Raw genomic sequence first — 13,588 nt, 5'->3', positions numbered from 1 at the left:
GCGGCCTTGCCCGTCGCCAGCGGACCGGAGCGGGGGCTCCATGATCCGGCTGTCGGATGGTCCGCTCAGGCGCCCGTGCGGGCGACAACCGGCACGTAGTTCTCGAGCTCCGGCGCGGGGAAGCTGACCGAGCCGCTGATTTCGGCCGAGCGATACAGCCCCATCAGGATCTCGACGACGGCGAGCCCGTCATGGAATGTTTCCATCGGCGTTTCGCCCTTGCGGAAGCACTCGACCATGTGGCGGTTCTCGTCGGTGTAGCCATAGACGCCGGCCTCGTCTTCCAGCACCGGCATCAGCCCCTGTTCGGCGTTCTGCTTTTCGACCAGGTCTTCGCCTTCCTCGCCCTTGACCTCGCGCGACATGAAGATCTTCAGCCCGGTGTTGAGCGAGTTGAACTCCATCGCATATTCGGGCCCGAGCAGTTCGAGCTGGATGCGCAGGCCGGCACCGACATAGGCCCACGACGTCGTTGCCTCGATGACCAGTTCGTTGCCCTCTTCGTCCTCGAGCAGGATGGTGCCGCGGGCGAAATCCTCCGAAGGGCGGTTGCGGTAATCGACATCATTGCCAAAGCGCTTGCGCAGCTGGTCGGCATAGCTGGGCCGCGTCCATTTGAGGTTGGCGACCGTGCCGCTGACCTGCTTGATGGTCAGCGACTTGCGCTGAGCACCCGGCTTGGTCAGCAGGTGGCGGGCCACCTCGACGCTGTGGCACATCATGTCGGACAGGACGCCGCCGCCCTGCTTGTCGCCCTGCCAGAACCACGGCTCATGCGGACCGGAGTGCTCTTCCGCCGCGCGCGCCAGATAGGGCCGGCCGGTAGCCGAGGCGGCACGGCGCCAGATGATGTCCTTGCCGCGAATGACCGGTGTGCAGAACACCTGGTTTTCGAGATAGCCGTGGTTGAGGCCAGCGTCTTCGGCGAGGCGCAGCATCTCGCGCGCCTCGGCGATGGTGCGGGCCAGCGGCTTTTCGCAGGCGACAGCGATGACCTTGCTGCGGCCTGCCTTCACCTCGGCATGCAGCGTTCGCATCACGTCGAGGCGGGTGTAGTTGGGCGAAAGGATCCAGATCGCGTCGACATTGTCGGCGTTGACGAGCGATTCCAGGCTGTCGTGGCTGGTGCATTCGCCGAGGCCAAGTTCTGCAACGCGATTGGCGAAGCGGGCGCGGTTCTCCGCCTTGCGGCTGAACACGCCCGTGACATCGACATTGCGCACGCCGAGCATGCCCTTGAGATGGAATTCCGCGATGAAGCCGCTTCCGACGAAGCCGACGCGCAGCCGCTGTTTGGGCAATCCGGTCATGTGAGGTCCCCTAGACTGAAATCATTTCGGCGCAGGCGCCGTGGTGCCGCGAACCTTGAGCGTTGTCGGCAGCATCACCGGTTTGCGCGGCGTAGCACCGCCCGACAACAGGTCGAGCAGCATGGTCATGGCGGCGCGGCCGATGTCGGTGCGCGGCTGGCTGACCGTGGTCAGCGGCGGATAGAAGGCCTCGCTCAGGAACAGGTCGTCGAAGCCGACGACCGAGACCTGGCCCGGCACGTCGAGGCCGAGCTTGCGCAATTCGTGGATCACGCCGAAGGCCATTTCGTCGTTGGCGACGAAGATCGCCGTCGGCGGCTCGGGCAGCTCGAACAGGGCGCGGCAGAGGCGTTGGCCGGTGTGCAGCAGATAGTCGCCGCGCTGTTCGTAGCCTTCCGGAATGGCGAGTCCCGCCGCCTGCATGGCGGCGCGGTAGCCATCGCGGCGGTCGACGCTCATGATTTCCGGCACCGGGCCGGAGACATGGGCGATCCTGGCATGGCCGAGGCCGATCAGATGCTCGACGGCGTTGCGGGCGGCTGCCGCATTGTCGATCATCACATGCGGGAAGCCGGCATCCTGGATCTCCTCCAGCGCGACCACGATCGGCGCGCCGCCTTCGACCGAGGCAACAAAACCGTCGCGGTGGGGCAGCTTGCCGGTCATCAGGATCATGCCGTCGGCATGGCCGTCGCGCAGCATGTCGAAATATTCGATCTCGCGGTCGGAGTCGTTTTCGGTATTGCCCATCAGCACCGAATAGCCGGCGGCGCGGGCGGTCGCTTCGACACCCTTGAGGATCTCGAGGTAGAATGGGTTGCCGACGTCGCGGACCACCATCAGCACCGCCATCGCCTTCTGCGTGCGCAGGTTGCGGGCGCTGACATTTGGCCGGTAGTTCATCTCGCGCGCCACCTCGCGGATGCGGCTCAGCGTCGGCTCGGCGACGAGACCGCTGTCTGAAAGCGCGCGCGACACGGTGGCCGCGGAAACGCCCAGCCGCTCGGCGATGTCCTTGATCTTGGGTCGCTCGTTCATGCGCGCATCGCCCTGCCACGGCCGTAGAACAGCATCAGGATCAGCAAGGTCGCGCCGAACACCATCTGCCGCCCGGACTCTTCGATATGCACCGTCGTCAGGATGCTTTGCAGCACGACCAGCAGCACGGCACCCGCCATGGTTCCGGTATAGCCGCCCTTGCCGCCCGACAGCGGCGTGCCGCCGAACACCACGGCGATGATCGAGGGCAGCATGTACTGCTCGCCGACATTGGCGAAGGACGAACCGGAATAGCCGATCAGGCACATGCCGGCGACGGCGGCGAATGCGCCCGACAGCATGAACAAGGCGATACGGGTGCGCTTCACCGGCACGCCGGCCATGAAGGCCGCCTGTTCGTTCGAGCCGATGGCATAGATGCGGTGACCGAACACGGTGCGGCCGAGCATGAAGGCCATCAGCAGGCCGATCGCCACCCACAGCCAGATGATGCCGGGCAGGCCGAGGAGGAAAGGCTGGGTAACGAACTGCGACAGTCCGGGTGCGGCGCGTCCTGAGGGAATACCGTTGCGGATCACCACGAGAAGGCCCTGCAGGACGCCGAGCATGCCGAGCGTCATGACCAGTGGCGGGATGCGCAGGAGTGTCACGCCGAGGCCGTTGAACAGGCCGATCACGGCGCCGGCGGCGATGCAGCCGAGGATCGCGGGTGCGATGCCGGCGTCAGTACCATTCATCAGGTTGCCGCCGATGATCGCGCTGAGCGAGACGACGCCGCCGACCGAGAGGTCGATGCCTTCACGGCCACCCAGGATTACCAGGTTCTGGCCCGCGGCGACGATTCCGAGCAAAGCGGCAACTATGAGCAGGCGGAGGATCTGCTGGCCCGAGGCGAAGCCGGGCGAGAGCGCCTCGCCGAGCAGCAAAAGCGCGGCGATGAGGATCAGCGCCACGACCAGCGGCTGCTTGAGGACGGTCAGCACCGGCGAGGGGCCTGCCGCTGGGGTTTGGGTTGCCATGGTCATGCGCGTGCCCTCCGCCCCAGGAGAATGCCGGCCATCAGCGCTACCAGGATGGCGAAGCCCTGGACCAGGTTCTGCCATTCCGACGGCGTGCCGACGAAGAACACCAGCGAGTTGATCAGGCCGATGATCAGCGCCCCGATGATCGAGCCGACGACGGTGCCGAAGCCGCCCGACAGTGCGCTGCCGCCGAGGACCACCGCTGCCACCGAGAAAAGTGTCATCTTGCCGCCGACAAGCGGGTCGCCGCTGGCCGTGTCGCCGGTGATGCAGAAAGCTGCGAGTGCCGCGAACAGGCCGCACAGCGCGTAGCCCTGGATGCGGATCTTGGTCACCGGCAGGCCGCTCTGATAGGCTGCCTGCGCGTCGTCGCCGACGGCGAGCAGTTGCGTTGCAAGCCGCGTGCGGGCGAGAACGTAGATCACGATGGCCAGCGCCACCGCAGCATAGAAGACGAAGGGGATTTCGAAGAACCGACCGCCATAGGTGCGCCAGAAGGCAACGGGCGCCGGCGTACCGGCAACCGGCATGACGTAAAGTGCAAGACCCGTGAAGAAGATGCTGGTGGCAAATGTGGCGACGATCGCCTGCAACCTGAGTGCTGCGACCACAATGCCGTTAATGATGCCGCAGGCGAGGCCGACGAGAAGCCCGATGCCAAGCGCTGCAACCACCGAGAAGCCGTTGCCGCCCAGCTTCTCCATCGTCACCACGATGATGACATTGACCAGCGAGACGATGGCGCCGGCGGAGAGGTCGATGTCGCCGGCATAGACGACATAGGTCTGGGCGATCGCGAGCATCATCAGAGCAAGGTAGGTCTTGGTAAGTCCTGTGATGCCGGCGAAGCTTATGCTGCGCGGCTGGTAGAGGCCGTTGAGCGCAAGCAAGACGATGGCGATGACCAGCGCCGGCAGGAACGGATAGCGCTCGATGAGGCGCTTGAGCCCGCCCGGTTTGCTGGAAGGAAGGGTCGCGGCATCCATCACGCGGCCTCGTAAGCTGCCTGGTAAAGATTGTAGCGCGTTCTGTCCGCGCCGGTGAGTTCGCGCCGCAACTGTCCGCCATTGAAGACGAGGATGCGGTCGGCATTGTTGAGCAGCTCGGCATCCTCCGAGGAATAGAGCACGATGCCCATGCCCTCGGCCGCGAGCTTGCGGATCAGCGAAAACAGATCGGCCTTTGCCGACAAGTCGATACCTTTGGTCGGGTCGTCGAGCAGCAGCACGTCGGGCCTGTCGATCAGCCAACGGGCGATGACGATCTTCTGCTGGTTGCCGCCTGACAGCGAGTTGATCGGATGCGAAAGCCCGGCGAACTTGGTGTGCAGCGCCTCGAGCGCCGGCTTGACCCGCTCTGCCAGGGCTGACGGACGCGCGAGGAAGAGCTTCTGGCGGAGATAGTGGATCGGCGTCACGTTCTCGAGGATCGGCCGGCCCGAGATGACGCCGTCGCGGCTGCGGTCGCCGGAGACGTAGGCCAGGCCGTGCCGGATTGCTGCGCGCGGGTCGGACGGGGCGAATGCCGAACCTGATAGCGAAAGCGTGCCGCCGCTGGAGGGGTTGGCGCCGAAGATGGCGCGCAGCACCGCTGACTGGCCCTGGCCATGCAGACCGCCGAAGCCGAGGATCTCGCCCTTGGCGACCTCGAAGCCGACATTGGCAAAGCCCTTGCCGGAGAAGTTGGCGACGGTCAGCACCGCGCCATTGCGCGTCGCAGCCGTGGCAGGCGGCGCACTGGTGCCGGGCGCAAGCTCGTCCTGCCCGCCGACCATCAGCCGGATCACCGCGCCAGGGTTGGTGTCGGCGATTTTCTCGGTGCCGACAGTCTCGCCATCGCGGATGACGGTGACGCGGTCGCCGATGGCGAAGATCTCGTCCATGCGGTGCGAGATGAAGATGATGCTGCGCCCCTCGGCCTTCAGGTCGCGCAGGATTTCGAAGAAGCGGTCGACCTGTGCTCGGTCGAGCGCTGAGGTCGGTTCGTCGAAGATGCTGATCGGCGCCTCGGTCGCCAGCGCCTTCATGATCTCGACCAGCTGGCGCTGGTCGGCACGCAGGTTCTCGACCACTGCCTCGGCCGAGAAGCCCTCGCCGGAAACGGTGTCGAACAAAGCGATGTAACGCTGTGCCCGGCTCTCCAGGGCTGCGCGGTCGACGAAGATGCCGCCTGGCATGTCGGGCAGGCAGATGTTTTCCGCCACGGTGCGATGTCCGGCGAGGCTGAGCTCCTGGTAGAAGATGCCGATGCCGGATGCGCGTGCCGCATGCGGCCCGGTGATGGTGACCGGCCTGCCGTCGATGAGGATTTCGCCGCTGTCTGGGCGCACACTGCCGGCCAGCACCTTGCACAGGGTGCTCTTGCCCGAACCGTTCGAGCCGATCAGCACATGCACTTCGCCGGCGTCGACGGCGAGGTCGCCGCGGCGCAAGGCCAGGGTGGCGCCGTAAGCCTTGCTTACGCCGCGCATGATGAGTTTCGACATGGTGGTGGCTTCCCGGTGCTTCGTCGGTCGCGGGGACGCGGGCCTGCGTGCAGGTGCCGCGTCCCCCGTCTTGGGAGGAAGCTTACTTGAAGAGCTTTTCGGCGTCTTCGATGGAAAGCTGGCTGGTGTAGGAATAATAGCCCGGCTTGCCCTCGACCGCCTTGGCAGCGTCGGCGAGGTTCTTGCTGTCGATGAACGGGATCGGCAGGTACATGGCGTTCTTGTACTGGCCAGCCGTTGCCGGTTCCTTCAGTTCCTTGCCTTCCAGCATCAGCACGGCAACGTTGAGTGCCGACGCCATCACGCCGGGCGGATTCACCGAGGCACCGGAGTTCAGCTTGTCCTTGGTCCAGATGTCGATGAAGTCCTTGCGGATCTCGCCGGTGGCGGCGATCGACGATTCCTTCTTGGCGTCGATGATCGACTTCCAGGCGCCCGCCGCCATGCCGTCCTGTACCCACACGCCGTTGATGTCGGGGTAGGTGGCGAGCAGGTTCTGCATCGCCTGCTGGCCCTGGGCCTGATCCCAGTTGGCATTCACTTCGTTGACGATCTTGATGTCGGGATACTGGCCGAACACTTCCTTGTAGCCGGCGACGCGCATCTCATTGGCCGGGTGGCCGGCGACGCCGTTGATGGCAACGACATTGCCCTTGCCGCCGAGCGTTTCGGCGAGCCACTTGGCGCCTGCCGCACCCCATGCCTTCTGGTCGATGCCGACATAGGTGGCGTCAGGCGACGACACTTCGGCGTCGGTCGAGATCACCAGGATGCCGGCTTCCTTGGCCTGGGCGAAGACCGGGTCGAACGCCGTCGGGCTGTTCGGGTTGATGATGATGGCGTTGACGCCCTCGCTGATGAAGTTGCGGACATGCGCGATCTGGCCGGGCACGTCGACATTGGCGCTCTGCACCACGACCTCGACATTGACGCCCTTTTCCTTCCAGGCGGCTGCCGCTGCCTGGGCTTCCTCGATCATCTGCGTGCGCCATTCCGAGCCGACCCAGCCATTGGACAGGCCGATCTTGTAGTCGGCTGCCTGGGTCGAGAACGCCGACACGGCAAGTGCCGCGACGGTGGTGAGCGCCAGTGCTGAAAATTTCCTCATGAACTCCTCCCGATGCACAAAAAAACTGCTGCAAGGGATCATAAGCTGAAAATGTAATCGATTTCAATGGGGATTTTCAGGGGTTTGCTGGACAGGAGCCCGCGCCCGGCCGAGGCCGCAAATACCACCATTGGGGGTGAACCTTTTCGCGTGCCGCAGCGACCAACGTCCAGGCACCGCGTGGTGCGGTGTCATGAAAGGACAACCCAATGACCACAGACACCAGGTGTTGCGGGTCACCGCGAGCACCCGGAGCACGGCGCGACCATCGCCTCAGGGAGAGGGTGGACGCATTGGGCTTCGGGCTTGTTCCATTGACCCTAGGTAAGCCCCGGCGTATCGTCGCGCCGAGGGACATTCGCAGGACTGCAAGGGAGGAAAGTGCCGGGTATCAGCGCTTTGCACTTGCTTGCGCTCCAGCACCTTCTTCCACACAACTCGGGAGAGGTGCCATGCCGTGCTTTCGTGGTGGTTCCGGTGCGCGTGCGCTGCCGGCCGAACCGTCAGGTGCCCGCCTGAAAGCACTTGCCTTCAACACCGGCATGATGGCTCTGGCGATTGCCGCAGGTCTCGGGCTCGCGCCGACGGCACAGGCCCAGGAAACGCAGATCATCAATCCCGGATCGATGGCCGTTACCGGTTTTTCCGGCACCGTGATCCCGGGGGTAGAAGAAGGGCTGCCGCCCGGCATCGATCCTGTGGACGAAACCTTCATCGATACCGAGCGCGCAACCTTGCGCGTCTTTGACGTTTCGGCCCTCGGCGGCCCGCCGGCCGGCCAACTCGTCAACACGCCGCAGCCCTTCGAGGTCTTGGCCAGCCAGATCGGTCAGGTTTTCGCGCTGACCTATGACGATGGTGTTCGCGACGGCACCCCCTCTGGCGTGCCCGATCTCTATGCGGGCGCGACCTCGCTGCACGGCATTCGCATCGTCACCCCTGACGCCGACGCCGACGGACGCCCCGAACGCGAGCGTCGCGGTAAGGCCGGCGCCACCTTCATGGCCGGCCAGTTCGGCGAGGAAAGTGGCGGCGGCCCCGGCACGATCTGGCGCATCGACGGCATTTCGGGTGCCGTCGCCAAGTTTGCCGATATCGACAGCAATAGCGGGCCTGGCATTGGCGATGTCACCTTCGACAAGGTTCATCGCCAGTTCTTCGCTTCCGACCTCGACACCGGCCTGATCCACCGCATCGATGCAACGGGCGCTCTGATCGACAATTTCGATCACGGCGTTTCTGGACGTCCGGTGCGCGGACTGGCGCCGACGGCCGACGACGGCGCGGTGATGGATATCGAAGGTGCCGCCTTCGACAGCGAGGACCCAGGCACCTGGGGCTACACCCAGGACGAACGCCGGGTCTGGGGTGTCGCCTTCCACGGCGGCCGCGTCTACTACGCGGTCGGCGACAAGGCCGAGATCTGGTCTGTCGGCATCGCCCGGGACGGCAAATTCGCCGGCGACCCGCGCTGGGAGCTGACGGTCGCGGCCGACAACGACCTGCCGGTCACCGATATTGCCTTTGACAACAAGGGCTTCATGTATCTGGCACAGCGCGGCGAGATCGAGAACCGCTACGACTACAGCCAGTTTGCAGATACAGGCGATGGCGAGGTCATTCGCTACTGGCGCGAAAGCCCCGACGATCCGGCGACCGAAAGCATCTGGGTGCCGGTGCCGCAGGAATATGCCGTCGGCTTCCCTGAAGGCAACCGCCGGTCGGCCGGCGGCATCGACCTGCAATATGGCTATGACGCGCAAGGCTTCATCAACCCCAACGCCTGCACCGACACCATCGTCAAGACGGGTGACAGACTGAGGGACAATCCTACCCTGGCCGAACAACTCGCAGTTGGCGGCCCGCTCGCCGTCCATGGCGTGCAGATCACCTCGACCTCGCTTGTGAAGCCGGCGAACGTTCCGCCCTTCGGCTCATGGTTCGTCGACTTTGACAGCTTCTATGAAGACCCCGAGGTCGAGGGGCACGTCGGCGACGTCGAAATCTGGCGTCCCTGCGACGGCCGTGCCGGCTATTACGAGCAGCTTCCCTATCCGGGCGACTATCCGACGCCTCTGTGGCCGCCGGACTTCCCACCGCCCGGCAATATCCCGCCTTGCCTCGACGTCGAGGCGGTCGAGTATTTCTGTACCCCGGCCGGGCTCGAGGCCGATCTCTATCTCCGCGACGTTGCAGGCATCGGCGGCGATTCCGTCAAGGCCGATTCCAGGACGCCGGGCGTTGGCATCACTCCGCTTCAGCAGAGCAAGCCGGCGGGTGCGCCGTTCACCATCGGGGTGACGGGCCACTTCCCCGGCGACACTGTCAATGTCGGCCTGTGCTTCTACAAGCAGTCCGATGCCGACAAGGGTGGTTACTACCCATGCTGCAAAGTGGTGGTGCCGCTTGCCACGCCCCAAGTCAGCTGCGAACCGTGAGGGAGGGAGAGATGAACATTCGCACCCCCGTCCCGCTCGCCACGCAGAGCAACCCAACCGTCATGGAGACGATCATGAAACCCCTGTCATTCGCCAGGCGCGGCGCGCGCTGGCTGGTGGCGGCAGGTATCGCGCTCGCCGCCATGCCCTTGTCGCCGGCAGCAGCCCAACCGCTGCCCGAGGTCGTGCCTGAACTGAGGCTCGACCGCGTCATACCGCATCCCGGCCACGACGACGTCGTACCGTTCTTCACCAAGAAGGGTGTCCAGCGCAATTGCGACTATGTCGTCTACAACCTGCGTTTCGGCGCTCGCGGCAATCCGGAAAAGTTCTTCGATCCGGCCTTCGCCAACGGCCTCAAGACGTTGCGCATGGATTTCCGCGACCAGGTCGCCGCAGGCCTGACGATCGTCAACGTCCAGGCATCAGGCGATGGCACCGATGCCATCGGCGGTCCGCTGCCGGCGGCCACCATCGGTGCCACGGCGAATCCCAACGACACCGCTGGCATTTCCGACTTCCGGCTGTCGGCGACCGATCTTGACGGAGTCGGTGCACCCAACGAACGTTACATCGACATTCGCATCACTGCCCTGATCGACCACGCCGCCTTCCCGGCCCCGGCGATCGTCGACAACCAGGGTGTCGTGAAGCTGTCGGCAGGCCCAGGCTCGATCGAGATCCCCTCGCACGATCCGTCCAAGCCCGACGATGGTGATTTCCGCACCGGCGAAAAGACCTCTATCCGCATCGACGTCACCGATTGCGAGCCGCCTCCGCCCCCGCCTCCGGGTGGCGACGGGCCGTGCTTCAAAGTCGAACGTGGTGATGTCGACTGCGTGCCCGGCGGCGGCGCCTACATCTACAACATGCCTGTCGGACCCGAGATGGCCGGCCGCTGGGTGCAGCTTCGTACCACCACGCCCGGCATCACCATCGATCCGCCCCTGCAACTCGCTCCGCCCGGCGGCGGCGTGCTGCACTGGGAGATCGAGGGCGCAAGCCCCGGTGATGTCGTCAATCTGATCGTCACCGGCATCGAAACCTATGCCGGTCCGGAAGAGGGTGTCGGCCTGTGCTGCACCCAGACTGTCGACATCGTCATTCCGCCAGACCTCAGGTGCCCACCCGAAAAGCGGCCCGACATCAAGGTCGAGAAACGTGCCGAGGTCGCCCGCTGCACCTATCTTGGCGGCTGCGACTTCACCATCCGCGTCACCAATGTCGGCGATGGTCCCTACAATGGCAAGATCGTGCTCGACGAGGTGACCTTGCCAGGCAACGCGACGATAGATTCCGGGCCGAACGCGCCCTGGACCTGTCTGCCGGCGACCAGCCCGATGAGTTGCGAGCATCCGGCGACCACGCTTGATCCAGGCGAGTCTGTCGATCTCAAGATCGGCTTCAAGCCCGGACCCGGCTGGGAGGCACGCTTCATCCGCAACTGTGCCGAATACGACTACACGGCGAGCGGAAAGCCCGACGTGTTCGGCCGTACCGACAACGACAAGGCCTGCGCCACCATTCCGATCTGCAAGCGCGGCGATCCCGATTGCCGTCCGCCTGTGGAGAAGAAAGTCGATCTGCGCATCACCAAGGACCCACGTTCGGTTTCCTGCAGTGCCGATGGCGTCTGCAGCTTCCTGATCCGTGTCTACAACAACGGCACCGAAAACTATGTCGGACCGCTGACCGTGATCGACGACTATCCCACGGGAGCGCCGACGTCCTCGACTTTCGGTCCGACCCCGCCCTGGACGTGCGGTCCGGCCGGTCCCGGCCAGTTCCGCTGCGATCATCCGGGCGTGGCACTCGTGCCGGGCGCGTCGGTGCCGTTGTCCGTGGTCGCCATCGTGCCGGCGGATTACCAGTCCGACATGATCCGCAACTGCGGCGAGGTCCGGGCGATCCTGGGCGAGACGGTGCTCACCAACAACAGGGCCTGCGCCACCATGCGCATCCCGCATCCGGGACGGCCGCGCCTGACGGTTGCCAAGACCGGCGACCGGCAGTGCGAAACCGGCCGGCCCTGCACGTTCGAGATCACCATCACCAACAGCGGCACCGCTCCCTTCAATGGTTCGGTCCGCATCGGCGATGCGATCGGCGTGGACGGTCTCGGACGGCTGGATGGTGTTGCGATCGCGTCGGTCGAACCGCCCTTCGGCTGCTCGCCGGAACCGGCGACGCTGCCGCTGTCCTGTGTTGCCAACATCAGCCTCGGCGCCGGCGAAAGCCGCGTCCACAGGGTAACGGTGGTGATCCCCGACGATGGCCGCCTCGCCAATCTACCCCGGCCGGCGCCCGCCCAGAACTGCGTTGCCGTGCTTCCGCCCGACACGCCGGTTCGCGGCCTCGACCTGGCCGGTGGAACGGCGGTTCCGGGCGGTCTTGGCGGCAGCCCTTATGCCTGCCACCGCTTCCTGATCGACCACGAGGAAAAGCAGCAGTGCTCGGAAGGCTTCGTGCTCAACCAGGCGGGTCGCTGCGTCTGCCCCGAGGGGACGACGTTCCGTAACGGCCAGTGCGTCCAGGATAGCGGGACGGTGACGCCGGTTCCGCCGGTCAAGCCGCAATGCCGCCTGTTGCCGGGACAGATCCGCACCGAAGACGGGCGCTGCATCTGCCCGCGTGGCACGGACCTCAAGAACGGCAAGTGCGTGCGGCCGGAGCAGCCGCCGGAACGGCAGTGCACCCTGCTGCCCGGCCAGATCCGGACGCAGGACGGAAGCTGCATCTGCCCGCGTGGCACCGAGCTGAAGAACGGCCGTTGCGTCAAGGACGTGCCGCCGGTCCGCCAGTGCACGCTGCTGCCGGGTCAGATCCGGACGCAGGACGGACGCTGCATCTGCCCACGTGGCACCGAGCTGAGGAACGGCCGCTGCGTCAAGGATGTGCCGCCGGTGCGTCAGTGCACGCTGCTGCCGGGCCAGATCCGGACCAAGGAGGGGCGCTGCATCTGCCCGCGTGGGACGGAGCTGATCAGGGGCGCATGCCGCAAGGCACCGACGACGCAGTGCCCCGAAGGCACGTCGCTGGTGCGTGGCCGCTGCGTGCCCGACCGGCAGGACACCGTCTGCCGCCGTGGCGAGGTGCTGGTCAACGGCCAGTGCATGACCATCGAGCGTGAATGCCCGCGCGGTACGGTCGGCCAGTATCCGAACTGCCGCCCGCGCCAGCGTCCGACGCTCGAGATCATGCCGATCAACCCGGATGTGTTCCGCGGCCTGATCCCGCAGAGGCAGCAGCAGCCTCAGCGGCCCAACAACAACATCATTCCGCAGTGATCGGAGCGAACGTGATGGAACCCCGCCGGCCTGGCCGGCGGGGTTCTGCTTCCTTCAGGCTGGAGCGGTTTTGCGCAATTCCGGGCGGAGAATCGCTGAACACTTCTCCTGGAATCGCTCCTGGCGGCGATGTGACGGGATTCTCGGCTCGACAAGGGCCGCGGCTGATATTAGGCAGTCCGGAAAACCGGCTCTGCCCCTTTCGAAAGGCCTGAACGTGAGCAACAAGACCCTGATCGCGCCCTCGGTGCTGTCGTCCGACTTCTCCAAGCTCGGCGAGGAGGTCGAGGCCATCGTCGCCGCCGGCGCCGACTGGATCCATCTCGATGTCATGGACGGCCATTTCGTCCCCAACATTACCTTCGGCCCGCCGGTCATCAAGGCGATCCGCAACCGCACCGACAAGGTGTTCGACTGCCATCTGATGATTGCGCCGACCGATCCGTATCTGGCAGCCTTCGCCGATGCCGGCTGCGACATCATCACGGTTCACGCCGAGGCCGGCCCGCATCTCGACCGCTCGCTGCAGACGATCCGTAATCTCGGCAAGAAGGCCGGCGTGTCTCTCAACCCGTCGACGCCGGAATCTGTCATCGAATACGTGCTCGACCGGCTCGACTTGGTGCTCTTGATGACTGTCAATCCGGGCTTCGGCGGCCAGGCTTTCATCCCGGCGGTCATCGACAAGGTCAAGCGCGTCAAGGCGATGATCGGCAACCGTCCGATCGACATCGAGATCGACGGCGGCGTCACGCCCGAAACCGCGCCGCTGGTCACCGCCGCCGGCGCCAATGTGCTCGTCGCCGGCAACGCTGTGTTCAAGGGCGGGCCTGCGGCCTATGCCGCGAACATCGAGGCGATCCGGGCTGCGGCGGACAAGGCGGCGATCTGACCTAGGGGCTGAATGGCAAAGCCCCTCTCCGTCACGGTGAGGGGGCT

At 65.3% G+C, this 13,588-nt stretch carries 9 protein-coding genes; 3 read left to right on the top strand and 6 right to left on the bottom strand.

Going from position 1 to position 13,588, the window contains the following annotated elements:
• Positions 1-65: 65 nt before the first annotated feature.
• The 6 genes from DY201_RS02080 to DY201_RS02055 form a co-directional block, all read right to left on the bottom strand.
• Positions 66-1,310, bottom strand: coding sequence for a Gfo/Idh/MocA family protein (locus DY201_RS02080; RefSeq protein WP_115729765.1), 1,245 nt, complete (start codon positions 1,308-1,310; stop codon positions 66-68).
• A gap of 21 nt (positions 1,311-1,331) precedes the next feature.
• Positions 1,332-2,348 carry a LacI family DNA-binding transcriptional regulator gene (locus tag DY201_RS02075; protein ID WP_115729764.1) on the bottom strand — a complete coding sequence of 339 codons (1,017 nt, stop codon included), beginning with the start codon at positions 2,346-2,348 and terminating at the stop codon, positions 1,332-1,334.
• A complete protein-coding gene (locus DY201_RS02070) occupies positions 2,345-3,334 on the bottom strand; it encodes an ABC transporter permease (RefSeq protein WP_165916081.1) in 990 nt (329 codons plus the stop codon). The genes DY201_RS02075 and DY201_RS02070 overlap by 4 nt, the downstream gene beginning before the upstream one ends.
• The gene (locus DY201_RS02065) at positions 3,331-4,317 is read right to left on the bottom strand and encodes an ABC transporter permease (protein WP_115729763.1); all 987 of its coding nucleotides are present in this window, start codon (positions 4,315-4,317) and stop codon (positions 3,331-3,333) included. Before DY201_RS02065 ends, DY201_RS02070 begins: the two co-directional genes overlap by 4 nt.
• On the bottom strand, positions 4,317-5,816 hold the full coding sequence (locus DY201_RS02060; RefSeq protein ID WP_115729762.1) for a sugar ABC transporter ATP-binding protein: 1,500 nt from the start codon (positions 5,814-5,816) through the stop codon (positions 4,317-4,319). Before DY201_RS02060 ends, DY201_RS02065 begins: the two co-directional genes overlap by 1 nt.
• A gap of 82 nt (positions 5,817-5,898) precedes the next feature.
• Positions 5,899-6,924, bottom strand: coding sequence for an ABC transporter substrate-binding protein (locus tag DY201_RS02055; RefSeq protein WP_115733535.1), 1,026 nt, complete (start codon positions 6,922-6,924; stop codon positions 5,899-5,901).
• A 542-nt stretch (positions 6,925-7,466) separates the two neighbouring features.
• Here DY201_RS02055 and DY201_RS02050 point away from each other — a divergent pair.
• The 3 genes from DY201_RS02050 to rpe all read left to right on the top strand — a co-directional run bounded on the left by DY201_RS02050 (position 7,467) and on the right by rpe (position 13,541).
• A complete protein-coding gene (locus DY201_RS02050; protein ID WP_245432096.1) occupies positions 7,467-9,362 on the top strand; it encodes a hypothetical protein in 1,896 nt (631 codons plus the stop codon).
• An 11-nt stretch (positions 9,363-9,373) separates the two neighbouring features.
• Positions 9,374-12,649, top strand: a complete 3,276-nt coding sequence (locus DY201_RS02045) for a DUF7929 domain-containing protein (protein WP_115729760.1) — start codon at positions 9,374-9,376, stop codon at positions 12,647-12,649.
• A gap of 217 nt (positions 12,650-12,866) precedes the next feature.
• Positions 12,867-13,541, top strand: a complete 675-nt coding sequence (gene rpe / locus DY201_RS02040; RefSeq protein ID WP_115729759.1) for a ribulose-phosphate 3-epimerase — start codon at positions 12,867-12,869, stop codon at positions 13,539-13,541.
• The last annotated feature ends 47 nt before the right edge of the window (positions 13,542-13,588 follow it).

Origin of the sequence: Aminobacter aminovorans (genome assembly GCF_900445235.1) — a bacterium.
Classification (GTDB): domain Bacteria; phylum Pseudomonadota; class Alphaproteobacteria; order Rhizobiales; family Rhizobiaceae; genus Aminobacter; species Aminobacter aminovorans.
This window is presented reverse-complemented; position numbering and strand designations above follow the sequence as displayed.